This is a genomic window from Pseudoclavibacter sp. JAI123 (assembly GCF_013409665.1).
Lineage (GTDB): Bacteria > Actinomycetota > Actinomycetes > Actinomycetales > Microbacteriaceae > Pseudoclavibacter.
The window spans coordinates 892,737-917,250 of record NZ_JACCCM010000001.1; the positions used below are offsets into that span (position 1 = coordinate 892,737).

Below are 24,514 nucleotides of genomic sequence, written 5' to 3' on the forward strand. Positions count from 1 at the left end.
GTGGTGAGTCCAGCGGGGCAGACGCCCGCGGTAGACGCAGGCGAGGCGGTGACAGCTTCCGAGTTCCTGGACGACGCGGCCCGCCAGGTGGAAGAGAGCGGCGACCCGGTCCTTGCGCCAGGCGAATTCCTGAAGGTTGAGAGTCGAACGTTGCACGGGCAGCAACTCGCCCCGGACGGGGCCGCAGATGGGCGACCGGATTGGTACTACTCGTCGATCCGCGAGTTCTACATTCCTGCTGACCGCAGCGCGGAGTGGGTGACAAGGCTCGTGGGCGTGAGTTACGAACACGCGGCAGACGCGGATGCTGCGCTCGTGGCTGCCGACATCGAGGCCTTTCAGGCGCGTGAGGCGGAAATGTACGAGGGGGCTGGTCTGGACCCCGCCTATGAGCGTGCTGCGGGAGGGCAATTTGTTTCGGCGCAGTTCAGTCCCCAAGAGGTTGCGCGCATCGAGTGGTCCCAGGAGCCGGCGGTTGCCCTGCAGCAGGTCTATGACCTGACGGGGGTCAACGTTGGTCGGGAGATGGGGGCGTTGAGCACGATCGGCGACTTGCTGCAGCCGGGGGTCGTGGATGCGGCGACGGGAGCTGTCCTGCTCGAGGCGGCGGCGCTCATCCCAGGTATCCGCCTGCTCGATGCTCCTGTCGACTTCTCAGGCAGACAGGGGGTGGCCATAGCCGTGGATGAGGGCACCGGCTATGAGCACCAGCTTGTCTTCGACTCGGAGACTGGCTTGCCCATGGGGAGCCGAGCCATCGGGATGCCCGTCGACGGGACTGGTGGGACCGTGCTCTGGGAGTCCAGCGGCTACAGCTCTGCCGTCGTGGGTTTCGCGCCCTGACATTCAGGCCCAGTTCCCGCTGAGCGCTTCCTGGACCACGGATTCGGGAGGCGCTCAGCGGGGTTCCGGAGACTGTCGGAGGTGCGTGCAAGACTGACCGGGTGCACAAACTCGCTGAGATGAGCTTGAGAAACCGCGCGCTGATCGCCCTTGTGACGCTCTCCGTGCTCCTCTTCGGTGGCCTGTCGATGACCTCGCTCAAGCAGGAACTGATTCCGTCGGTCTCCCTGCCCATCGTCTCGGTAGTCACGAGTTACCCGGGCGCCTCGCCCGAGATCGTCGACGAGGACGTATCCCGCCTCGTCGAGACGTCGCTCCAGGGGCTCCAGGGGCTCTCCTCGACCCAGGTCACCTCCAGCGCGAACCTCTCGTCGGTGACGGTCGAATTCGAGTACGGCACCGACACGGTCTACGCAGAGCAGCGCATCCAGCAGGCCCTCAACCGCATCGAGAGCCAACTCCCCGAGGGCACCGAGACGACCGTGCTCAGCGGATCGATCGATGACTTCCCGGTCATCCAGATCGCGGCCACCGGCGGCACAAATGCTGAAGAGCTGGCCGCGAGTCTCGAGAGCTCGACCGTGCCCGGTCTCACCGAACTCGACGGGGTGCGCGAAGCGGCGGTCAGCGGCGCACCGGTCTCTCGCATCGAGATCACCCCAGACCAGGCGGCGCTCGCGGGAGCTGGCGCCAGCATCCAGAGCATCCGCGACACGCTCGACGCCGCCGGCACGCTCATCCCCATCGGCCAGATCACCGAGGGCGACGACGCCCTCACCGTGCAGGCCGGGACGCTGCTGGACAACGTCGACGCCATCGCCGCCCTTCCGCTCAGCGGCGCGAACCCCGCCACGACCACCCTCAGCGACGTCGCCACGCTCGAGCTCGGACCGGAGCCCGCCAGCTCCATCTCCCGCGTCAACGGCGAAGACGCCCTCACGGTCTCCGTCACGAAGCTCGCGAACGCCAACACCGTCGAGGTCTCCCAGGCGGTTCGGGATGCGCTGCCCGCGCTCCAGGCGTCCATCGGCGGGGGCGCGACCCTGCAGATCGTGTTCGACCAGGCCCCGTTCATCCAGCAGTCCATCGACACGCTCGTCGTCGAAGGACTCCTGGGGCTCGTCTTCGCCGTCATCGTCATCTTCGTGTTCCTGCTGTCGTTCCGCGCGACGCTCGTGACCGCGATCTCCATCCCGACCTCGCTGCTCGTCACCTTCATCGGCCTGCAAGCCGCCGAGTACTCCCTCAACATCCTCACGCTCGGGGCGCTCACCATCGCGATCGGTCGAGTCGTCGACGACTCGATCGTGGTCATCGAGAACATCAAGCGGCACATGGCGATGCACCCCGGCGCCAGCCTGCGGGGCAGCGAACGCGTGCGAGTGATCTCCGAAGCGGTCCGCGAGGTGGCCACCGCCGTCACCAGCGCGACGATCGCCACCGTCGCCGTCTACCTCCCCATCGCGTTCGTCGGCGACATCTCCGGAGAGCTCTTCCGCCCGTTCGCGCTCACGAGCGTCATCGCCCTGCTGGCGTCGCTGCTCGTCTCCCTCACCATCGTGCCCGTGCTCGCCTACTGGATGCTCGGCGGGCGGCACCTCAAGCGTCGCGCCCGCGTCGGCACGGCGGAAACCTGGTCGGGCAACGGCAACGGCAACGGCGCCGAGACCGGTGACGCGTCGACGCCTTCGGAGCCGAGCAGAGAACGTGAGCACGTGCTCGCGAGCGAATCCGCACCCGCCACGGACGTCGTCGCCGTCCAAGGCTCGGAGACGAAGACGGAGACGGCGAGCAGCGACGGCCCCGTCGAGGCCGTTCGCGTGCGCCCGCGCCGCGAACGCGCGCAGCGCGACGCCGGGAGGTTCGCACCCCTCGGTCTGCGGAGCGACGACGAAGAGCTCCACCCGCGCCGAGCCCGCCGCCGCCAGGCAGAACAGGGAGCGGGCGTCGCAGGTCGTGCAGAGCACGGCCCCGACTCCGAGCTCGCGACCGCGCACGAAGAATCGAGCTGGCTGCAGCGCGGCTACGAGCCGGTGCTGGGATGGACCCTCCGCCGCCCCTTCATCACCCTCGGCGCGGCCGTCCTCATCCTCATCCTCACCGGCGCCCTCGCTCCGCTCATGAAGACCAACTTCCTCGGCAACACCGGCAGCAACAGCTTCACGGTGACGCAGGCCCTCGAACCCAACCTCACGCTCGCCGCCTCCGGAGAAGCCGCCTCGCAGGTGGAGGACATCCTGCGGGCAAAGCCAGGCGTCGAGACCGTGCAGCTCACGATCGGCGGAGGCGGCGCAGCCTCGCTCTTCACCGGCGGCGGCGCCTCACGCGCCAGCTTCTCCGTGACCACATCGACCGACGCAGACTCCGACGCGATCCAGGCCGAACTGCGCGAGGAACTCGACGCCCTCCCCGAAGAAGCTGGCGAGATCTCCGTCGGCGGAGGCGGAAGCGCCGGCTTCTCCAGCGCCATCAGCGTCGACCTCACCGCCCCAGACGCGGAGACGCTCCGCGAGGCGAGCGACCAGGTCGTCGCCACCCTCACCGGCGTCGAAGAACTCGGAGAAGTCACGAGCGACCTCGACGAGACCCGCCCCTTCGTGCAGATGGATATCGACCAGGCGACGGCCGCCCAGTACGGGCTCAGCCAGACCGCCATCGGCGGCATCGTCGCCCAGCAGCTCCAGCCCACCCCCGTCGGCTCCCTCACCGTCGACGGCGCCAGCGTGCAGGTCGTGCTGCTCGGGGCGGAACCGCCCGCCAACATCGATGCGCTTCGCGCCACGAGCATCCCAACCGCGCTCGGGCCCGTCCCGCTCACCACGCTCGCGACGGTCGAGATCGTCGACGGACCAGTCTCCATCTCGTCAGAGCGAGGCGTGCCCCTCGCCTCCGTCACCGTCGTCCCGACCGACGACAACCTGAGCTCCGCAAACGCACTCATCACCGAGCAGCTCGACTCGCTGACACTCCCAGAAGGCGCGACGGCTGTGCTCGGCGGCGTCAGCTCAGACCAGGCCGCCGCCTTCCAGCAGCTCGGGCTCGCACTGCTCGCCGCCATCCTCATCGTCTACATCGTCATGGTCGCGACGTTCAAGAGCCTCCTGCAGCCGCTGCTGCTCCTCGTCTCGGTACCCTTCGCCGCGACCGGAGCCATCCTGCTGCAGCTCGCGAGCGGGGTCCCCCTCGGCGTCGCCTCGCTCATCGGCGTGCTCATGCTCATCGGCGTGGTCGTCACGAACGCCATCGTGCTCATCGACCTCGTCAACCAGTTCAGGGAGCGAGGACTCGCCGTTCGCGACGCGATCCTCGCCGGCGGCGCCCGCCGAGTCCGTCCCATCGTCATGACCGCCCTCGCGACGATGCTCGCCCTCACGCCCATGGCGTTGGGCATCACCGGCCACGGCGGGTTCATCTCGCAGCCCCTCGCCCTCGTCGTCATCGGAGGACTCCTCTCCTCAACCGTCCTGACGCTCCTCGTGCTCCCCGCGCTCTACACCGTGGTCGAAGGCCCGCTTGAGCGGCGCCGCGCTCGACGTGACGCGCGCATCGAGGAAGAACTGGCCGCCAACGACGTCGACTGACCCGGTTGGGGGATCGGAGCGCGAGGACGTATCCGGACCCGCTCGGTCGCGGATTCCGGCGAGAGTTCGGGACGCCGCACGTTCCCGTCTGGTCAGAGCGAGCGACGTGAGCTAGCCTGGCAAGTTGGGCATGCGCCGAATTCTGTGTGAGCAGCGTGCCAGATCTGGAGAAGGCACACATGCCCAAGCGCAAAGCAAAGGGCGGGTTCAAGCCCGCGAGCAATTACATCCCCAAAGATTCTGCGGGCCGCGGCGAGCGACCCGCCCGCGCCGGCGGCGGTGCTGGCCCCGGCGGCAACCCCCGCTGGGCGAGCGAGAACCGCCGAGACGGGGCGGCTGGAGATGACCGTCGCGGAGGCTCCGCTGGACGCGACGACCGACGCGGCTCGGGTGCGGCGGGCAGCGGCGAGCGCGGCGCCTTCCGCGGAGACGACCGCCGGTCCGGCGGAACTCGCGCGGGCGGCGACGACCGCCGCGGTGGCTATGCCGGCCGCGGCGACGACCGCCGAGGCGGTTCTGCGGGCGGCGACGACCGACGCGGTGGCTATGCCGGACGCGGCGACGACCGCCGAGGCGGCTACGGCAGCAACACCCGGCCAGGTGACGACCGGCGGAGCGCCGGCCGAGGCTCGGACCACCGTCGTGGCGGCTACAGCGACCGCAGCGACGACCGTCGTGGCGGCTACGACGCGTCCGGCCGCAACGATTCCTTCGACCGCGGCGGCGACCGCGACCGCGGCGGCTCGCGCGGCTCCGACCAGAGCCGTCCCCGCGGCGACGACCGCTACAGCACCCGCCGAGGAGCACCCGCGCGCGGAGCAGCATCAGCGCGCGGCGGCGCTCGCGGACGCGACGGGCAGTTCTCCGATCGCAACGAGCGCATCGACCGTCACCACCACGACGCCCTCCGCCAGTCGCATGGGCGTCAGCCGGCGGCCGGCTCGCGCGGCGACCGCAGCGCCAAGCACTTCGACCCCACGGCTCGCGGCGCGAATCAGCCGCAGCGCGGGGCGATCCAGGACTACCGCAGCCACAGCCAGTCCGCCGCGGGCCGCGCTCCATCTCACGACGAGGACCGCGTGCTCGAGCGTCTCGCCCCGACCGCGGTCGGCGCGAAGAACGCCGACGGCCTGAGCTTCGGCGACCTCGGCCTCGGCGCCAACATCGTCGACGCGCTCGCCGAACTCGGCGCACCGAGCCCGTTCCCCATCCAGGCATCGACGATCCCGGATGCGATCCAGGGGCGTGACGTGCTCGGCCGTGGCCGGACCGGCAGCGGCAAGACGATCGCGTTCGGCGCGGCCCTCGTGCAGCGGCTCAGCGTCGCGCGCGGCCGCGATGCCGACGCCAGCAAGCGCAAGATCGGGCGCGCGCCCCGCGCCCTCATCGTCGCGCCGACACGCGAGCTCGCATTGCAGATCGACCGGACCATCCAGCCGATCGCCCGCAGCGTCGGCCTCTTCACGACCCAGGTGTACGGGGGCGTGCCGCAGCAGCGTCAGGTCACGGCCCTCGGGCGCGGCGTCGACATCGTCATCGGAACCCCCGGCCGCATCGAGGACCTCGAGCGTCAGGGCTTCCTGCGGCTCGACCAGGTCGAGATCACGGTGCTCGACGAAGCCGACCAGATGTGCGACCTCGGGTTCCTCGAGCCCGTGCAGCGCATCCTGCGCATGACCATGCCCGGCGGACAGCGCCTGCTGTTCTCGGCGACGCTCGACGCGGCCGTGCAGCGACTTGTGACGGAGTTCCTCAAGAAGCCGTCCGTGCACGAGGTGGCAGGCGAGGAAGAGCAGCACACCGACATCGACCACAGCGTCCTCGTGGTCGAGCGCGACGACAAGCGCGCCGTCATCGAGCAGCTCGCCGGCTCCGGCGGCCGCGTGCTGATCTTCACGAAGACGCGTATCGCCGCCGAGGGGCTCGCCACCGAGCTGTCGATGGCCGGCGTGCCCGCGGCTGCGCTCCACGGCGACCTCACGCAGGGGCGACGCACGCACAACCTGCGCCTGCTCACGAGTGGCAAGGTCAACGTGCTCGTCGCGACTGACGTCGCCGCGCGCGGTATCCACGTCGATGACATCCGTCTCGTGATCCAGTCGGACATGCCGGAGGAGTACAAGTCGTACCTCCACCGCTCCGGCCGAACGGGTCGCGCGGGACAGCGTGGCACGGTGGTCACGGTCATCCCGAAGCAGCGTCGTCGCCGAATGTCCGAGCTGCTCGAGCGGGCCGAGATCGACGCACCCATGATCCCGGCGCGCCCGGGCGGCGCCGAGCTCGACGCCTTCATGGCGTACGCAGACTAGGCGCCCCGCGCGAGCTGATCGACCGATGCCCCTCTGGACGAACACACCCTTCGTCCAGAGGGGCATCGTCGTTCGTGCCCGCACCCGAAACGTGGATGATCGCCGCGTAGCGTTGCGCGCATGAGCGAACAGCAGGCGAACGACCCGCAGGCGCGGGCAGACCAGGCAAGCGCGGGCGAGGACGTCGTGGCGAACGGCGAAGGGTCAGGTGGCGAGAGCGCCGGCCACGAGAGCGCGGCGCGCATCAGCACCGAGCAGCTCGCCAACGAGCGCGCGAACGGCGACGGCCACCTCTTCCCCGACGCGGGCTCGCTCTTCGAGCCGGAGCCCGTCGACACTCCGCAGGAGCTTGAGGCTGAGGTCGAGGAAGCGGAGAAGCACGACAAGCGCTTCGCGACCGGGCCAGATGAGTGGGGCGTGGCGGAGAGCAACTTCGGGCAGAACACGAGCGAGTAGTCGCTCGGCGCGCTGGTCGCCCCGTTTCCTGATCTCGGGATGGGTTTCGCGCCTCGGGATGGGGTGCAACCCATCCCGAGAGGAGGAACCCATCCCGAGATTTGGCGGGATCGTTCAGCCCAGGTGGCTCGACGCGAGCAATGCGGCCGCCGTCGCGGTCCACGCGACGGCCACGAGCGCCCAGTCGGCGGCGTCCGTGCGGAGGATGTGGCGCTCGGTGCGCGTCGGGGCGAAGCCGAACGCGCGCGCATCCATCGAGAGCGCGACCCGGTCAGCGTGCCGCAGCGCGCCCGCGAGCAGAGGGATCGTGACGTCGAGCTGCGAGCGAAGCCAGGCGAGCGGCCCCCGACCTCGATCGACGCCGCGCACGCGCCGGGCGGCCCGGATCACCTCGAGTTCAGACCGGAACCTCGGCACGAACCTGAAGGCGGCCATCGCGGCGTAGCCGAAGCGGTAGGGCACGTGCAGGTGCTGCACCAGGGAGCGCACGAAGTCGTCGCCCGCCGTGGCGATCCCGCCGACGAGCGACAGCAGCACGATCGCGACGAGGCGGAGCGCTGTGCCGAGTCCGGTGGCCCAGGCGGCCACCGTGAAGGGCCGGCCGGCGAGCTCGAAGATGGTCGCCGTGCCGTCGAGCGCGAGCGCGGCGAGCAGGGGAGCGGCGCTTGTCGTCTCGCCGGACACCGTCGGGTCGACCCAGACGCCGAGGGTCACCGACAGGACCGCCAGCACGACGGGCACGCCGGCGATCAGCAGCAGGGCGCTTCGGGCAGACAAGCGCGCCCCGCTCAGAATCGCGATACCGCAGAGAACGATCAGCAGCGCTGGGCTGAACGCGTCGCGCACCACGAACATCGCGATGATCGCGGGCAACGTCGCGGCGATCTTCACGAGCGGGGTGCGCCGGTGCAGCCAGGGCAGGCGCTCGGCGCGCGAGCGCGCGACACTGGGCCGCGAGGCGAGTGCGTCGCCTGCGCTCACGACGCACCGCGCAGGTTCACCGAGGACTGGCGAGCGAGCTCAGCCTCGAGCCGAGAGATCGACGTGATGCCGCGCAGCCTTGGGTGACTGCGCACGTCCGCGAGTGCCCGCGCAAGCGGCGGCAGGCCAAGGCCCGCGGCCTCGAGCGCACCGGAGGACACGACGTCGCCGACTTCGCCGTGCGCGGCGACCACGCCACCCTCGAGAACCAGGAGGTGCGTCGCGAGTTCCGTCACGAGCTGCAGGTCGTGCGTCGCGAGCACCAGCGTGGCCCCGTCTCGGTGGAGCTCACGCAGCAGCGAGACGAGCTCATCGGCGCGCGCCTTGTCCTGCCCGAAGGTCGGCTCGTCGAGCACCAGCACGTCGGCCCCGTCGAGGAGGGCGGCGGCCACCGTGAGCCTCCGCTTCTGACCGCCGGAGAGGAGGAACGGATGCCGGTCGGCGTGCTCGGCGAGCCCGAAGCGCTCGAGCATCTCGTCGACCCGGCTCCGTGCATCCGCCGCCCCTCGCCCGATCTCGAACGCGAGCTCGTCTCGCACGGTGTGCGTGAGGAACTGGTGCTCCGGGTTCTGGAACACGTAACCGATGCGGGCGCGGAGTTCACCCGCCCGCATCCGGGAGATGTCGTGCCCGTCGAGCAGCACGGTGCCTCGCGGCGCGCGACGCACACCCGCGAGGGCCTGCAGCAGGGTCGATTTGCCTGCCCCGTTGTGCCCGACGACGGCCGTGATCGTGCCGGGCTGGATGCTCAGGGCAACTGGCCCGAGCACTTGTGTGCGGCCGCGGGTGACGGTGAGCTCGCGGACGTCGAGGCGATGGGAGGCCGGTTGCGTTCCGGGCTTCTCGGGGGACGCGGCCGACTTCGGTGACAATTGCTGGGTCGCAGGGGTGTCCGTGGTCGATTCGGCGCGAGCAGTCACCGAAGTTGGCCGCAGACCGATGCGCAGGTCGGTCGCTGTCGGTGAGGCCGCGTGCTCGAGGCGCCGCGCGAGCTCGGTGCCGAGCAGGGGCAGCGGTGCCGCGCCCAGATCCCAGCCGGCCTCGGTGAAGACCGCCGCAGCCTCGTGTGCGACGGGGAACCAGACGCCGAGCTCGCGGAGCCTGTCCGAGTGCTGCCCGAAGATCTCGCGGGGCGGGCCGTCGAGCACGAGACGCCCGTCGGAGTCGAGCACGATGACGCGGGTCGCTATCGTCAGGGCCTCGTCGAGGTCGTGCTCGATGAGCAGCAGGCCGTGCGTGCCGGCGCGCACGAGCTCACCGAGCGCCAGGTAGATGGCGTGCTTCGCGGCCTGGTCGAGGTTCGCGGTGGGCTCGTCGAGCACCAGCAGCGGCGAGCCCATGGCGAGGGCGCTCGCGATCGCGAGTCGCTGTCGTCCCCCGCCGGAGAGCACGTCGGGGGAGTCGTCTCGTCGCGGCCACAGCCCGAGCTGAGCGAGCGCCGCCTCGACCCTCGTCTCGATCTCCGCGACCGGTAGGCCCAGGTTCTCTGGGCCGAAGGCGACCTCATCGAAGACCTGGCCGGTCACGATCTGCGCGTCCGCGTCCTGGAACACCATGGCGACGTACTGGCTTGCGGCGGCGACGCCGAGCTCGGCGACGTCCCGCCAGTCGGCGCCTGCCCGCGCCCCTTCCGCCCGCGCCCCGCCCGTTCCTTCTGCCTTCGACTCGTCTGCGCCGTCCGCGAGCAGCACCCTCCCGGTCACGTCTGCCCCGAGCGACTGCGGGATGAGCCCGTTCAGTGCGCGGGCGAGCGTCGATTTGCCGCACCCGGACGGGCCGAGGAGCAGCACCGCCTCGCCGCGGGAGATCGAGAACGAGACGCCGTCGGGGCGCGGAGCCGCAGCGTCGAAGTGGGTGACGGAGAGACGTTCGACCCGCAGGAGCGGGGACGTCACCTGGGTGCTCTGCGGTCTTCCGCGAGCCGCAGGTCACGGCCGATGCCTGCACGCTCGAGCTGCTTCGCGAGCCAGACCGCGAGCATCGTGCAGAGCGGAGGCGACACGAGGAAGCTGCCGATGAGGAGCGCCGTGCCGAGCGCGTCGTACCCGCCGCCGTCGAGGATGCGGAACGCGGCGGCGGTCATGACGAGGCCCGCGAACAGCGACCCGGCGAGGAACAGCCACGCCGACCAGCGTCGGTAGCGTGTGACCAGGAACGGCAGCTCCTGGAGCACCCCGATGCCGACGCCGATGAGGAACGCGCCGAACGCGATCGGCTGGAACGGGCTCGCGACGAGTCCGGCGAGGGCCGAGGTGATGAGGCCGACCCACGGGCGGCGGAACAGCGCCTGCGCGAGTGCCCCCGGAATGAAGTACAGGCCGATCGTGAGCCCGTACACGAGTGGGAGGAGATTCGAGACGGCGCCGCCGATGTAGGCGTTGACGGTGAACACGACTCCGCCCGCGACTCCGATCGCGGCACAGCTCATGAGCAGACGAGTGCTGACGTTTCTCATTGGGCTCCACGCCTTCCCTCAGCGGGACACGATCCCGCTGGGGTCACGGGCTGGTGCAAGTCTACAAACTGTAGAGCGACGCGCGCGACAGGCCGTGGAGCTTGATAGCCTGAAGGCTCGCGGAGATCTGGGTGACGTTCCCCACGGCAGATCCGCGTCAAGAATTGGAGCAGCACAATGCCAGGAACTCGCACTCGAGCACGGGGTGAGCTCGAACTCGTCGTGCTGCGGCTCCTGTGGACCGCCGACGAGCCGCTCACGGCCCGTGAGATCCAGGACCGGTTCCCGGGCCGGGTTCCCGCGTCCACGACCATCCTCACCGCCCTCGACCGCCTGCGGGCGAAGGGTGATGTGACGCGCGTCGGGCACGAGCAGCGCGGCATCCGCTTCGCTGCGACGCAGACCGAGGCCGAGCACGCCTCCAGGGCGATGCTGAATGCGCTCAAGACGATCGACGGCCGCGAGGCCGCGCTCCTGAAGTTCGCGGGCAACCTCGACGCCCGTGACGCAGACCTCCTTCGCGCGGCTCTGCAGCACTCGCCTGTCTCGGCTTCCGAGCCCGCATCGGCCAGCTAGCCGGAGCCGGACCGGGTTCCACCATGGCTCCAAGCGGGCGTCCGGGGTTCCTGCCCGGACGCGAGTGATCCGAAGTGTGGATCATCCCTGCGCTCGCGTGTCTCGCGTTCGCGGTCTTCACGATGCTCGCGGCACCGTCGCTCCTCACCCGGGGCACCTGGCAGGTGCAGCATCCGCAGCTGGCTCTCGGGCTGTGGCACGGCGCCGTCGTCGGCGGCTCGCTCGCGCTGCTGGCGGCCGTCGCGCTGTCGGTCGTCGCTGTGCTCACCTGGGAGCATGACGAGGGCAGCTGGCTCAGCGGCTTCGAGATCGCGCTCGCCTCGGTCGTCGCGAGCGTCGGCCTGATCGCCATGTTCGGCTGGGGGTTCATCGTCACGCGTCGTTCCGGGCGGGCTCTGGCTGACGGCAGGCGCGCGAACGACGAGCTGCGGGATGCTGCGCGCGTGCTGTCCTACAGGGATGAGCGCATCGGCGGGGCCCTCGTGCGCTTCGTCGAGTCCCCGGCGCCGCACGCGCTCGCGGCGGCCGGGCCCGCTCCGGTGGTCATCGTGTCGAGCGGACTCGAGCAGCTGCTGACGCGCGAGCAGCTGGAAGCGGTCGTCGCGCATGAGCGCTGTCACCTGGTCAGGTTCCACGCCCTCGCCCAGCGGCTCGCCGAGGTCAACGAGGCGTGCCTCCCGCGGTACACGGGCGCGAAGAACCTGTCGCGCGCGACGGCGCTGCTCATCGAGCTGATCGCGGATGACGCGGGTGCGAAGGCGGTGGGCGCGGATGCGCTTGCCGGCGCGCTCCAGGCGCTTGCGGGTGCGGGTGCCGGATCGGACGATGACGTGCTGCGCCAGCGGGCGAGAAGACTCCACGCTCGTCCGGGAGGCATCAGCTCGACGTGGCAGGCTTGAGGCATGCCTGATTCCCCTTCGTACGAAGAACCTCGCCCGGGCTACGACGTGCCACGTGCAGCAGAGCCTGAGCGGTCGCTCACCCCGGCGCGCGTGTCGAGGCTCCGGCGGCTCACGATCCTCCTCGCGGTCATGGTCGCGGCCGGTGCGCTCGCGAACTGGCAGCAGGAATCCGAGTTCCGGTCGGCGAGCATCCTGAGTGTCGTGGTCTCGATCGTGGTCATCGTCGTCGGCTACGGCGCGATCTGGAAGATCCTCGGCTCGCCCAAGCGGAAGCGGGCGGAGGGCGCTCGGACTGCGGGCAGCATCCTCTCCGTGCTCGCGGTCACGGGTCTTCTGCTGACGGGTGTGCTCGCGATCACGGGTGCGAGCGCGAACGGCGCGGTGCAGCTGGTCGTCGGGCTCGGCTCGGCGATCGTCGGAGCCATCTGGCTGCACGCCGCCTGGCGCCGTCTCCCCGCCGAGCCGACCGGCCTGCTCGACTGACGCGTTCGCGTGCCCCGCGACGCGCGCGCGTGGAATGTCGGGGGCTGCGCCTAGCCTTGAGCCCATGATCTCGTCACCGCGCGGCAGCGATCTCTGGCAGCGACTCCAGGGCCTCGATGCCGAGCATCCGTCCGACTGGCAGCGACCCGGCCCATCTCGGCGTGCGCTGCGCACCGACGTCATCGTGGCGCTCATCGCGGTCGGCCTCATGGTGTTCTCGAACTGGGCGGTGCTCGAGCTGCGCAAGGGGGCCGACCCGTCTGAAGTCGGCGCCCTGCTCCACGACGAAGATCCGGCTGCAGCGCTGGTCGGCATGGTCCTCGTGCCCGCGATGTACGGCGTCGCCATCGCGCTGCGCCGCCGATTCCCGTTGTGGATGCTCGTGCTCAGCACGGTCGCGTTCGTGTCGGCGTTCGCCTTCACGTACCTCGACACCGTCGTCACGCAGATCGGGTACTTCCTGCTCATCTTCACGGCGGGTGCCTGGAGCAACCAGCGGGTGATGGTGACGCTGCTGCGCATCGCCATCACGGTCGGCATGACCGTGTGGGCCGTCGTCGACGCCTTCACTCGTGCGACGCTCCTCTTCGCGTTCTCGGAGTCGAGCGACAGCGAGAACTGGATCTCGAGCGTATTCACGGCCTACACGCTGCTCATCAACGTGCTCTACTTCATCGGCGCCTTCTGGTTCGGCAACTCCGACTACCGGCGGGCGGGGCAGCGCGCCGCGCTCGAGGAGCGCACGCGTGAGCTGGAGGAGTACGCGGAGGCGCTGGCTGACGAGCGAAAGCGCGTGGGAGAGCAGGCGATCCGCCTCGATCGTGTCCGTATCGCGAGAGAACTCCACGACGTGGTCGCGCATCACGTCTCGCTCATGGGCCTGCAGGCGGCCGCGGCTCGGCGCACCGCAGAGACCTCGCCAGAGAAATCGCAGCAGGCTCTGCTCGGTGTCGAGCAGAGCGCACGCGTCGCGATCGAGGAGCTCCATTCGCTCCTCACGACGCTGCGCAGCGCGGATGCGGACGACGCCGACGGTGCGCCGGCGCCCGACGACGGCGCACCAGGAGTGCAAGCAGGAGCATCCGCGCCTTCGACGCACACCGTCGAGCAGGTGCCGGCGCTCATCGAGGAGCTGCGCGGGGCCGGCATGCGGGTTGAATTCAGCACATTCGGGGAGCCGCGGTCGGTGTCGCCGCTGACCGGCATCGCGGTGTACCGCGTGCTGCAGGAGGCGCTGACCAACACGCGGAAGCATGCAGGCCCCGAGGCTCCCGCCGACGTCCGGCTGCGCTATCTGGAACGCGGAATCGAACTCGATGTGACCGACGACGGGCCAGCATCCTTCGCCCACGCCGCTGCCGCGAAGCACACGAACGGCGCCGGCGGGCTCGGGCTCGTCGGCATGCGGGAACGAGCCCGCGCGGCGGGAGGCGAGGTCACCACCGGCAAGCGCGGTGGCGGAGGTTTCCGGGTTCTCCTCCGGGTGCCCTATGACCGGCAGGTGTGACGACGTGCCTCTGGACTCCAGCGCCACTCGGACAACTCCCGGTAACCTCGCCCGCATACGGTCACGAGAACGACACCGCTGCTGCGGGTGCCAAAGGAGGCCAAGTGTCTGAACAGATCCGCGTGGTGCTGGTCGACGATCACCAGCTCGTGCGCATGGGCTTCAAGCTGATCCTCGAGTCCGAGGCCGATATCGTCGTCGTCGGCGAGGCGACAGACGGGCGCGAAGCCGTCGCCGTCGTCGAGCGGCTCAAGCCAGACCTCGTGTGCATGGACGTGCAGATGCCCGTGCTCGACGGCATCGCAGCGACCCGCGAGATCATGCAGCTCGGCGACGCCGCCCCGCGTGTGCTCATGCTGACGACCTTCCGCGACGAGGCCGCCGTCCGCGACTCGCTGCGCGCTGGAGCGAGCGGATTCGTGCTGAAGAACTCGCCGCCGGAGACGCTCGTCGAGGCCGTGCGGGTCGTCCACTCAGGCGATGCCCTGCTCGATCCTCAGGTCACACGTGGCGTCATCGCCGGCATGCTCCACGACGCCCCGGAGTCGGCCCCGACGCAGGTCGCGGATGCGCTGCAGGCCGGCGTGCACGACGAGGGCACGTCGCTGGCGCCCACCCAGCATCCTGCGCTCGCGAGCCTCACCGAGCGCGAGAGCGAAGTGCTGGCCCTCATCGCGGAGGGTCTCAGCAACGCGGACATCGCGGCGCGTCTGTTCGTGTCCGAAGCCACCGTGAAGACGCATGTCTCGAACCTGCTCGCGAAGATCGGGGTGCGCGACCGCATCCACGCGGTCATCTTCGCCTACAACGTGGGCGTCGTCGCGCCCGTCGAATAGCGCCCCTCAGGCCGAGCGGCCACCACCTCACCCGAGCGGATGAAGCGGCGCAGCTCGAGTTCCGTCGCGCGGCCGATCCCTCGACCCGCCGTTGTCCGTAGCGTCTTCTGCATACCCAGAGACGGTGCGGCGTCGAACGTCGCGCGAGACAGGAGGGGTGATGCTCGAGATCCAGAACATCTCCAAGACCTACGGCGACCGCAAGGTGCTCGACGATGTGAGCTTCTCCGTGGAGCCGGGCAAGCTCACGGGCTTCGTCGGCGGCAACGGCGCGGGCAAGACCACGACGATGCGCACGATCCTCGGCGTCGTGAAGCCGGATGCCGGAGTCGTCACGATCGACGGCCGTCCCGTCGTCGTGACCGACCGGGCCCGCTTCGGGTACATGCCGGAAGAGCGTGGCCTCTACCCGAAGATGAAGGTCAAGGAGCAGGTCACCTACTTCGCCGAGCTGCACGGACTCAGCGCCAAGGAGGCGGCCAAGAACGCCGACCGCTTCCTCGATGACCTGGGGCTCACAGAGCGGGCAGAAGACAACGTGGAGGACCTCTCGCTCGGCAACCAGCAGCGGGCGCAGATCGCCGCGTCGCTGGCGCACGAGCCCGAAATGCTCATCCTGGACGAGCCGTTCTCCGGACTCGACCCGCTCGCCGTCGAGGTCGTCCTCGAGACGCTGCAGGGCTTCGCGGCCCGCGGCGTCCCCGTGCTCTTCTCCAGCCACCAGCTGGACGTCGTCGAGCGGCTCAGCGACAACCTCGTCATCATCTCCGGGGGAGCCATCAGAGCGAGCGGCGACCGACACGAGCTGCAGGAGCGCCACTCCGAGGGCATGCACCGCATCTCCGTCGCCGGAGACGCCGGCTGGCTCCGAGACGAGCCGGGCATCAAGGTCCTCGAATTCGACCGCGGGGATGCGATCTTCGTCGCCGACTCGGGGGAGACGGCGCAGCGCATCCTCCGCACGGCCCTCGACCGGGGTCCGGTCTTCGGCTTCGGTCGCCACATCGTGAAGCTCTCCGACATCTACCGGGAGGTCGTCGCATGACGAACACACAGGAAACCACGTCTCCCCAGCGGGCCGCAGCCGCGGCGCCGCGGCCTCGTCAATTCGGCCTCAGCTCGGCGAAGGGCATCCAGCTCATCGCCAAGCGAGAGATCCTCGTGCAGGCTCGCTCGCGCGCCCAGCAGATCTCATTCCTCATCACCCTGCTGCTCGTCGCGGGCGGCATCGTGGCGGTCGCGCTGTTCGGTGACGCCATCGGAGGCGGATCGACGAAGGTGGCGACGGTGTCCGACACGACGTCGACCGCTTCCACGGCTGGCCTCGAGGCGACCGAGGTCGCATCCGCTGAGGCCGCTGCCCAGCTCGTGCGAGACGGCGAGGTCGAGTACGCGGTGCTGACACCGGCCGATGCTCGAGGCCTTGAGCTCTTCACGGGCGACGGGCAGCCGGCGAGCGACCTCGGCGACGGTGCGTTTGTGCTCGTCGGGCTCGACGGGGTGCCGACCGAGGACTCCATGGCCCTCGCTCAGGTGCCCCCGTCGTTCTCGCTCGAGGCTCCCGAGGTGAACCCGGCCCTCGGGTACATCATGGCCGTCGCGTTCGGCGTGCTCTACTTCATGGCCGCGATGGGCTATGCGTACACGATCGCGCAGAGCGTCGTCGAGGAGAAGCAGTCGCGCATCGTCGAGATCCTGCTCTCCACGGTCACGCCCCGCGTCATCATGGCGGGCAAGGTCATCGGCAACAGCATCCTGGCGCTCATCCAGGTGGCGGCGATCCTCGCCGCCGCGGCCATAGCGCTCGCCGCGACGGGCCAAGGGGCGCTGTTCTCGCTCATCGGGCCGGGCTTCGTCTGGTTCCTGGTGCTGTTCGTGTTCGGCTTCGTGCTGATCGCCACGCTGTACGCGGGCGCATCCGCGATGGTGTCGAGGCAGGAGGAGGTGGGCAGCGTCACGACGCCCCTCATGATGCTCATGCTCATCCCGTACATGCTCGTGATCCTCTTCAACAGCAACGCGCTGCTCATGACGATCCTCAGCTACATCCCGTTCTCGGCGACCATCGCGATGCCGCTGCGCGTCGTGCTCGGGCAGGCCGAATGGTGGGAGCCGATCCTGGCGCTGGTGATCCTCATCGTGACGAGTGCGGTGTCGATCATGATCGGGGCCCGTATCTACGAGAACTCCATCCTCCGCATCGGCGGACGTGTGAAGCTTAGCGACGCCCTCAAGGGGTAGGCGCAGGCCACAACAGCCGGCATCACCGCACATCTCTAGCGGGTCAAGCTAACGCTTGGCCCGCTGAGTTGTATGAAGTGTGCAATTCGGGGGGTTCTGGTGCGCAGAATCCTCGTGCCCTCCCACCGGGAAATGGCGAGTGTCGGTGGCCCGTCCTAGCGTGGAGGCATCCCAACGTTGCAAAGGAGCATCCGTGTCTGACATCAGCATCAACGATCCGGAACTCGACGAGCCTGTTGCTCTCGAGCAGAGCCGCATCGATGTCGGCTGGCTGTCGCAGCAGCTGCTCGGCACCTGGCCGGAGGAGCGCCTGCGCGCACGAGCGAACTCGGCTCGGCCCGAACTGTGGCACGACCCGGCCCTTGCCATGCCGGAACATCGCGACCGTGTGATGGGCCAGTTGCACATCCTCGTCGAGGAAGGCGCCGTCAACCTGGCGTTCCCGAAGCGCCTCGGCGGTGAGGCGAACCACGGTGGGAACATCGCCGCCTTCGAGGAGCTCGTGGTCGCCGACCCAAGCCTCCAGATCAAGGCCGGCGTGCAGTGGGGACTCTTCGGCTCTGCCGTCATGCACCTCGGCACCGACTACCACCACGACACGTTCCTCCCAGGCATCATGAGCCTCGAGGTGCCCGGCGTCTACGCCATGACGGAGACGGGCCACGGCTCCGACGTGGCGTCGATCGGCACGACGGCGACGTACGACGAAGCCACGCAGGAGTGGGTCATCAACACCCCGTTCCGCGGGGCGTGGAAGGACTACCTCGGCAACGCGGCGCTGCACGGCAAGGCGGCGGTCGTGTTCGCGCAGCTCATCACGAAGAACGTGAAGCATGGCGTGCACGCGTTCTACGTCCCCATCCGCGACGACAGCGGCCACTTCCTGCCGGGCATCGGCGGTGAAGACGACGGCGTCAAGGGTGGCCTCAACGGCATCGACAACGGGCGCCTGCACTTCACCCAGGTGCGCGTGCCTCGACGCAACCTCCTCAATCGCTACGGCGACGTCTCGGAAGACGGCACGTATACCTCGCCCATCAAGAGCCCGGGGCGACGCTTCTTCACCATGCTCGGCACCCTGGTCCAGGGGCGAGTCTCGCTCGACGGCGCCTCGGTGGCCGCATCGAAGGTCGCGCTCAAGATCGCCATCACCTACGCCAACGAGCGGCGGCAGTTCGCGGGCGGTGACGGCGAAGAAACGGTGCTGCTCGACTACGGGATGCACCAGAAGCGGCTCATCCCGCGTCTCGCGACGACCTACGCGCTGAGCTTCGCGCACGAGAACCTGCTGAAGCAGTTCCACGGCGTCTTCTCCGGCGACCTCGACACCCCGGAGAACAGGGAAGACCTCGAGACGCTCGCGGCCGCCCTCAAGTCCCTCTCCACCTGGCACAGCCTCGACACGCTGCAGGAGGCACGAGAGGCGTGCGGCGGGGCCGGGTTCCTCGCCGAGAACCGCATCACGCAACTGCGTCACGACCTCGACATCTACACGACCTTCGAAGGCGACAACCACGTGCTGCTGCAGCTCGTCGGCAAGCGACTCCTCAGCGACTACGCCGAGCAGTTCAAGGGTGCCGACCGGGGCGAGGTCACGCGCATCGTCGCCGAGCAGACGGCCGAACGCATCTACTCGGGGTCCGGCCTTCGCGGCATCGGCCAGATCGTCCTCGACCGGGGCAGCCGAGCCCGGTCGGTGGGCTGGCTGCGACAGCCCGCCACGCAGCACGAACTCCTCACCGCGCGGGTCGAGACCCTCGTCTCCGAGATCGCCGCGAAGCTGCGCAACGCCAAGAAGCTGTCCAAGTCCGAAGCGGCCGCGCTCTTCAACCGTCACCAGCCGACCCTCATCGAGGCAGCGCGGGCGCACGGGCAGCTGCTGCAATGGGAGGCGTTCACCGACGCGATCGCGGCTATGCCTGAAGGCAAGACGCGCCAGGTGCTCACGTGGCTGCGCGACCTCTTCGGTCTCGGCCTCATCGAGGAGAACCTCGCCTGGTACCTCATGTCGGGTCGCCTCTCCGTGCCGCGCGCGCAGGCCGTCTCCGCATACCGAGAGCGGCTCATCGCACGACTGCGCCCGCACGCTGGCGACCTGGTCGACGCGTTCGGCTACGGGCCCGAGCACATTCGAGCGGCCATCGCCTCCGGTGCGGAACGCGAACGTCAGGACGAGGCACGCGCCTACGTGCGAGCGCAGCGTGAGTCGGGTACTGCTCCCGTTGAGGAGAAGGCCATGCAGGCAGAGGAGAAGCTGAAGCAGCAGAAAGCGGGCGCCAACGCCTGATGATCGCCACCTGACCGGCGGCCGGCCTCCAACCTGAAGCAGCGGCTCGGGCCGAGGTGCGATACTCGGCGGAGCGTTTCCCGCGCCCCCGCAAGTCGAGGAGAGCACCACTGCATGACCGTTGAACCCCGCCGTGCCGTCGCGATCATCGGCAGCGGCCCCTCGGCTTGCTATACGGCGCAGGCGCTGCTCAAGCTGAGGCGCGACGTCGATATCACCATGTTCGAGCGCCTGCCCGTGCCGTACGGCCTCATCCGGTACGGCGTCGCACCGGACCACGTCGGGACCAAGGCGGTCACCCGCCAGTTCGATCGACTCTTCACCCGGTCGGGTGTGCGCTTCCTCGGCAACGTCGAGGTGGGGCGCGACGTCGACCTCGAGTCGGTGCGAGGCGCGTTCGACGCAACCGTCGTCGCGACGGGGCTGCACGCCGACGCGCACCTGCCGCTCCCGGGGTTCGACGACGCGCGAGTCGTCGGCGCTGGACGATTCATGCGCATCCTGAACCAGCACCCCGGCGACGAGGTGTCCCTTCCCTCGCTCGGCGCTCGCGTCGCGGTCGTCGGGAACGGCAACGTGGCGATCGACATCGTGCGGCTGCTCGCGAAGCACGAGACGGACTTCGAGGGGTCCGACGTGCACTCGCCGCTGCTCGACCAGGCCTCGGGTGAGCTACGGACCATCGAGGTGCTCGGACGATCCCTCGTCGACCAGGCGAAGTTCACCCCCTCGCTGCTGGCCGAGCTCGGACGCATCGACGATGTCCGCTACGAGGTTGTTGGCGTCGAGGCCTCGTCGCTCGAAGATTCTGCGGAGAGATCGGGGCAGGCGGCTGCGCTCGCGGCGCTGCTCGCCCGCGACCAGCCGACCACGCCTCGCATCACGGTGCGCCTCCGGTTCGGCGTCGCGCCCGTCGCGCTGGCCGCTGAGTCCGAGGGAGGCTCGCCCCTCCGGCTCTCGGTCGCCGGCCCCGGCTCCTTCGAGCCCCAGGGTGCTTCGACGGTCGCCGAGCCCGCGTCTCTCGACGTCGACTCGGTCGTTACCGCCGTCGGCTTCCACCGCGGTGACGCGCACCTGCTGCATGCGCTGCTCGGTCACGAGCGGGATGTCTTCGCGGCAGGCTGGGCGAGGCGCGGCCCGCAGGGCACCATCGCCGAGAGCCGCGCCGAAGGGCAGACGGTCGCGCGCGAGGTCGAGGAGTGGCTTGCATCGGCGGATGTGAAGCCCGAGGGTGAGCGGGCGGCCCTGCTCGCACGCCTTGACGAGGTCTCGGTGAGCTTCGCCGAGTGGAACGTCATCGACGAGCACGAGCAGCGTCAGGCTGGCCCCGGCCGCGTGCGGGCGAAGGAGCAGGACACCGAGAGTCTCCTGCGCATTGCTCGAAGCTTATCCGGGTCCTCGGCCGCGGTTGCTCCGCTAAGCTCCCACCCGTCCGTGCCAGAAGCCCCAACCCCCGACAGTGACAACTAGGAGCAGTTCATGAGCATCGTCATCCTCTACGGAACGGAGTCCGGAAACGCGGAGATGGTCGCCGGCGACCTTGCGGACGCCATGCCCGACCGTGAGGTCACGGTCGAGGACATGTCCGTCTTCGAGCCGGAGGAGCTCGAGGAAGGCACGTTCTACCTCTTCGTGTGCTCGACCCACGGTGACGGTGAGCTGCCGAGCGGGGCTCTGCCCTTCTGGGAGGAGCTCGACGCCATCCGCCCGGCACTCGACGGCTACCGCTACGGCATGTTCGGAATGGGTGACACCACCTACTCGGACACGTACAGCCAGGGCAGCGAGCACATCGACCGGCTCATGACCGAGCTCGGGGCGCAGCGGGTCGGTGAGTACGGGCGGCACGACGCCAGCTCGCGGCAGACCGCGAGCGACGCGGCACTGGCCTGGCTCCCAGGCCTGCTCGCTGCGCTCGAGGCCTCTGGCATCGAGGCGTAGCGCAGCGCGTCACGAGCCCTGGGAAGGCGAACCGGGCGGCAGCTCGACCTGGGCGGCGCCTGATCGAGATTGCGATCACGGCAAGCCGCCGCCTGCGAACCCCGATTCGCGCGCCGGGCGAGTAGATTTCCCCCATGACTTTCAACGAGAACGCGAAGCTCGACACGAGCGGCGTGCAGAAGCGTGGCCGGGGGGCCAAGACGGCCGCGATCGGCGGCGGCTCGATCGGGCTGCTCATCGTGGCGTTCCTCGCCTCGCAGTTCCTCGGCGTCGACCTGACGGGACTCGTCAGCGGCGTCGACCAGGGGCAGCAGTCCCAGCAGGAGGTCGAAGGCGGGGGGCTCGCCGAGGAGTGCCAGACCGGTGCCGACGCGAACGCGCAGATCGACTGCCGCATGGTCGGCGTCCAGAACTCGCTCGCCGACTTCTGGGAGACGGAGAGCGCGGCCGTCGGCGTCACGTACGAGCAGCCCGGGTTCATCCTGTACGAGGGCCAGACGAGCTCGGCGTGCGGAACCGCGTCCAACGCGGTCGGCCCGTTCTACTGCCCAGGCGACTCCTCGATGTACGTCGACACGTCGTTCTTCCAGCTGCTCACCTCGCAACTCGGCGCGCAGGATGGCCCGCTTGCGGAGATGTACGTCGTCGCACACGAGTGGGGCCACCACATCCAGCATCAGATGGGCGTCTTCGACACCACGAACCGCACCGACACCGGGCCCACGTCTGACGGCGTCCGCATCGAGCTGCAGGCCGACTGCTTCGCCGGTGCCTGGCTCGGCGAGGCCGCGACGACCGAGACCGCCGAAGGTGTGACGCTCCTCGAACCGCCCACGCGCGATCAGGTGGACGTGGCGCTCTCGGCCGCGTCCGCCGTCGGCGACGACCACATCCAGGGCCAGCAGGGCCAGGTGAACCCGGAATCGTTCACGCACGGCACCAGCGAGCAGCGCGTGAACTGGTTCGTGACCGGCTACGAGCAGGGCACGGGCGCCTGCGACACGTTCGCCGTGAGCGGCAACGAGCTGTAGCGCTGAAGCGGTCCCCGCCGCCGCCGCGAGCACAAGATTGTGGCCCGGTGCTGTTCATCCGTCGATGAGCAGCACCGGGCCACAACTCTCTGCCGTCGCTGCGCTGAGGGCCGGAACGGGCAGGCCCGAGCGCGAGGCCTGGGGGCTAGAACTCCTCGTGGGTGTCCGGGTCCTGGTCCCAGATGCGTCCGCGCTCGAGGCCGGAGAGCGCATCCACCTCTGCCTGGTCGAGCTGGAAGCCGAAGATGTCGAGGTTCTTCGCCTGGCGCTCGGTGGAACGCGACTTCGGGATCGCCACCGAGCCGAGCTCGACGTGCCAGCGGAGGATGGCCTGCGCGGGCGAGACGCCGTGCGCGGCAGCAACCTCGACGACGACGGGATGCTCGAGCAGCTCGCCGCGACCAAGCGGGCTCCAGGCCTCGGTCACGATGCCGTGCTCCGCGTGGAACTCGCGCAGCGCGGCCTGCGGGAAGAACGGGTGCAGCTCGACCTGGTTGACGGCGGGTGTGACACCGGTCGCGTCAACGATCTTCGTCAGGTGCTCCGGGGTGAAGTTCGAGACGCCGATCGACCGCACCCGGCCGTCCTTCTGCAGCTGCACCAGTGCGCGCCAGGTGTCGACGTACTTCTCGAGGCGCGGCAGCGGCCAGTGGATGAGCAGCAGGTCGAGCTGCTCGAGGCCGAGGCGCGCGATCGACTCGTCGAAGCCGGTGAGCGTCTCGTCGTAGCCATGGAAGCGGCCGGGGATCTTGCTCGTGACGACGATCTCGGAGCGCGGTACGTCGGACGCACGGATGCCGCGGCCGACGGCTTCCTCGTTGTCGTAGCTGATGGCAGTGTCGAGGAGTCGGTAGCCGAGCGAGAGCGCCTCGCGTGTGGGTCCGGCGGAGTCCTCGCCGGCGTGCGGGAAGGTGCCGAAGCCGATCGCGGGGATCGTGGTGCCGTCGTTGAGTCCGAGTTCAGGAACGTTGCTGGTCACTGTTCGCCTTCCGTCATTTGTTAGAACAACACGACCCTAGGGCTTGTCACCGGGAGGTTTCCGACCGTGACGCAATCGGCTGGCAAGGCGGGAGGCGGCCGCCTCAGCGAGTCCTGAGTTCCGACAGTGCCCCCGCGATCGCGTCTCTCAGCGCGGCCGGAGGCTCCTCCCGTGTGGCGAGCACGACCTCGCGGGTGAGCGTCGCAGTATCGATGGGCAGGAACGCGACTGCGTCGTCGTGCCAGGTCGCGACTGAAGCGGGGACGACGGCGACGAGCTGCCCCGCCGCGATCATCCCGAGGATCGCGGGGTAGTCGTCGGAGTGCATGCCCGTGCTCGCTTCGAAACCGGCTCGCCGGCACAGCTCGCGCGTGGCCTCGTCGAGCGTGTCGCCGCCCGATGCGCCGAACGCCCACCGGTCCTGCCGCAGCTCGGTGAACTCTCGAATGGGCTCGCTCGGCTCCGTGGTAGCGAGGGGATGCGAGCGGTGCACCGCCAGAACGAGGGGCTCAGCGAAGAGCAGCTCGGTCGTGACCTCGGCTGAGAGGGGCGTCGGCAGCCCTGGGGCCTGGAAGAGGACGGCCGCGTCCAGCTGGCCCTGCTCCAGCTGTCTGGCGAGCCGTTCGCACTCGTCGAGTGTCAGCTCGAGGCTGAGACGCGCGAGTTCCGCTCGGCGCAGGATGCCGGGGACGACGAGCGCGCCGAGGGTGGGGAAGATGCCGAAGCGCACGAGTCGCCGCTCGTCGTCGAGCCAGGCGTCGAGTTCGGTGAACGCCCTGCGGCCGGCCTCGAGCAGCTGCCTCGCGCGGACTGCGAAGACGCGGCCCGCTGCGGTCGGGGTGCTGCCACGGGGGCCGCGCTCCAGCAGCTTGACGCCTGCCTGCTGCTCGAGTCGCCGGAGATGGTGATCGACGGTCGGATGGCTCCATCCGAGCCTGTTCGCCGCCGCGGCGACGGAGCCCTCCGCGAGTACGGCGTCGAACGCTGCCAGCCCCCTGAAGTCGGGAAGATTCGGCGCCTGGCGGTGTGACATGGCTTCAGTCTACGACTGAAGCCATACCGTCAAGTTGCCATTCTCTCTTGCAAGCGACCCTGGCACGATGGAG

Annotated in this window: 20 protein-coding genes; 15 read left to right on the plus strand and 5 right to left on the minus strand. The window is 69.5% G+C overall.

Annotated features, from left to right (window positions below; translation table 11 throughout):
- Positions 1–48: 48 nt before the first annotated feature.
- From HDC34_RS04325 to HDC34_RS04345, 4 genes are all read left to right on the plus strand, one after another.
- Positions 49–843: a hypothetical protein gene (locus HDC34_RS04325; protein ID WP_179555999.1), complete on the plus strand. Its 795-nt coding sequence runs from the start codon at positions 49–51 to the stop codon at positions 841–843.
- Between the two features lie 119 nt (positions 844–962).
- Entirely contained in the window at positions 963–4,424 is a 3,462-nt protein-coding gene (locus HDC34_RS17620) for an efflux RND transporter permease subunit (protein ID WP_257023073.1), read from the plus strand.
- Positions 4,425–4,603: 179 nt separating this feature from the next.
- Complete coding sequence (locus HDC34_RS04340; protein ID WP_179556000.1) at positions 4,604–6,733, plus strand: DEAD/DEAH box helicase; 2,130 nt, start codon at positions 4,604–4,606, stop codon at positions 6,731–6,733.
- A 120-nt stretch (positions 6,734–6,853) separates the two neighbouring features.
- Positions 6,854–7,189 (plus strand): hypothetical protein, encoded by a 336-nt coding sequence (locus tag HDC34_RS04345; RefSeq protein WP_179556001.1) that lies wholly within the window; start codon positions 6,854–6,856, stop codon positions 7,187–7,189.
- A 114-nt stretch (positions 7,190–7,303) separates the two neighbouring features.
- Here the strand turns inward: HDC34_RS04345 and HDC34_RS04350 are convergent, their stop codons facing one another.
- From HDC34_RS04350 to HDC34_RS04360, 3 genes are read right to left on the minus strand one after another with little or no spacing between them, the layout of a single operon-like run.
- Positions 7,304–8,170: an energy-coupling factor transporter transmembrane protein EcfT gene (locus HDC34_RS04350; RefSeq protein WP_104310423.1), complete on the minus strand. Its 867-nt coding sequence runs from the start codon at positions 8,168–8,170 to the stop codon at positions 7,304–7,306.
- A complete protein-coding gene (locus HDC34_RS04355; RefSeq protein WP_179556002.1) occupies positions 8,167–10,065 on the minus strand; it encodes an ABC transporter ATP-binding protein in 1,899 nt (632 codons plus the stop codon). The genes HDC34_RS04350 and HDC34_RS04355 overlap by 4 nt, the downstream gene beginning before the upstream one ends.
- Positions 10,062–10,625 carry an ECF transporter S component gene (locus HDC34_RS04360; RefSeq protein WP_104310425.1) on the minus strand — a complete coding sequence of 188 codons (564 nt, stop codon included), beginning with the start codon at positions 10,623–10,625 and terminating at the stop codon, positions 10,062–10,064. The genes HDC34_RS04355 and HDC34_RS04360 overlap by 4 nt, the downstream gene beginning before the upstream one ends.
- 177 nt (positions 10,626–10,802) lie before the next feature.
- On the opposite strand from HDC34_RS04360, the gene HDC34_RS04365 reads away from it, so the two are divergent.
- The 11 genes from HDC34_RS04365 (at position 10,803) to HDC34_RS04415 (ending at position 22,429) form a co-directional block, all read left to right on the plus strand.
- Positions 10,803–11,201: a BlaI/MecI/CopY family transcriptional regulator gene (locus HDC34_RS04365; protein WP_104310426.1), complete on the plus strand. Its 399-nt coding sequence runs from the start codon at positions 10,803–10,805 to the stop codon at positions 11,199–11,201.
- Between the two features lie 74 nt (positions 11,202–11,275).
- Positions 11,276–12,100, plus strand: coding sequence for a M48 family metalloprotease (locus HDC34_RS04370; RefSeq protein WP_104310427.1), 825 nt, complete (start codon positions 11,276–11,278; stop codon positions 12,098–12,100).
- A gap of 3 nt (positions 12,101–12,103) precedes the next feature.
- Positions 12,104–12,586: a hypothetical protein gene (locus tag HDC34_RS04375; protein ID WP_146080691.1), complete on the plus strand. Its 483-nt coding sequence runs from the start codon at positions 12,104–12,106 to the stop codon at positions 12,584–12,586.
- Positions 12,587–12,650: 64 nt separating this feature from the next.
- Complete coding sequence (locus HDC34_RS04380; RefSeq protein WP_179556003.1) at positions 12,651–14,093, plus strand: sensor histidine kinase; 1,443 nt, start codon at positions 12,651–12,653, stop codon at positions 14,091–14,093.
- Between the two features lie 104 nt (positions 14,094–14,197).
- Positions 14,198–14,929, plus strand: a complete 732-nt coding sequence (locus HDC34_RS04385) for a response regulator transcription factor (protein WP_179556004.1) — start codon at positions 14,198–14,200, stop codon at positions 14,927–14,929.
- A 160-nt stretch (positions 14,930–15,089) separates the two neighbouring features.
- On the plus strand, positions 15,090–15,974 hold the full coding sequence (locus HDC34_RS04390; RefSeq protein WP_179556005.1) for an ABC transporter ATP-binding protein: 885 nt from the start codon (positions 15,090–15,092) through the stop codon (positions 15,972–15,974).
- Positions 15,971–17,170, plus strand: a complete 1,200-nt coding sequence (locus HDC34_RS04395; protein WP_179556006.1) for an ABC transporter permease — start codon at positions 15,971–15,973, stop codon at positions 17,168–17,170. Before HDC34_RS04390 ends, HDC34_RS04395 begins: the two co-directional genes overlap by 4 nt.
- A gap of 193 nt (positions 17,171–17,363) precedes the next feature.
- Positions 17,364–19,457, plus strand: coding sequence for an acyl-CoA dehydrogenase (locus HDC34_RS04400; protein WP_179556007.1), 2,094 nt, complete (start codon positions 17,364–17,366; stop codon positions 19,455–19,457).
- A gap of 114 nt (positions 19,458–19,571) precedes the next feature.
- The gene (locus tag HDC34_RS04405) at positions 19,572–20,927 is read left to right on the plus strand and encodes an FAD-dependent oxidoreductase (RefSeq protein ID WP_179556008.1); all 1,356 of its coding nucleotides are present in this window, start codon (positions 19,572–19,574) and stop codon (positions 20,925–20,927) included.
- Between the two features lie 9 nt (positions 20,928–20,936).
- On the plus strand, positions 20,937–21,398 hold the full coding sequence (locus tag HDC34_RS04410; RefSeq protein WP_179556009.1) for a flavodoxin domain-containing protein: 462 nt from the start codon (positions 20,937–20,939) through the stop codon (positions 21,396–21,398).
- A 134-nt stretch (positions 21,399–21,532) separates the two neighbouring features.
- Positions 21,533–22,429 carry a neutral zinc metallopeptidase gene (locus tag HDC34_RS04415; protein ID WP_179556010.1) on the plus strand — a complete coding sequence of 299 codons (897 nt, stop codon included), beginning with the start codon at positions 21,533–21,535 and terminating at the stop codon, positions 22,427–22,429.
- 145 nt (positions 22,430–22,574) lie between these two features.
- Here the strand turns inward: HDC34_RS04415 and HDC34_RS04420 are convergent, their stop codons facing one another.
- Together HDC34_RS04420 and HDC34_RS04425 are read right to left on the minus strand one after the other, a co-directional pair.
- Complete coding sequence (locus HDC34_RS04420) at positions 22,575–23,408, minus strand: aldo/keto reductase (protein ID WP_179556011.1); 834 nt, start codon at positions 23,406–23,408, stop codon at positions 22,575–22,577.
- A 103-nt stretch (positions 23,409–23,511) separates the two neighbouring features.
- Positions 23,512–24,441, minus strand: a complete 930-nt coding sequence (locus tag HDC34_RS04425) for a LysR family transcriptional regulator (RefSeq protein ID WP_179556012.1) — start codon at positions 24,439–24,441, stop codon at positions 23,512–23,514.
- Positions 24,442–24,514 lie beyond the last annotated feature (73 nt).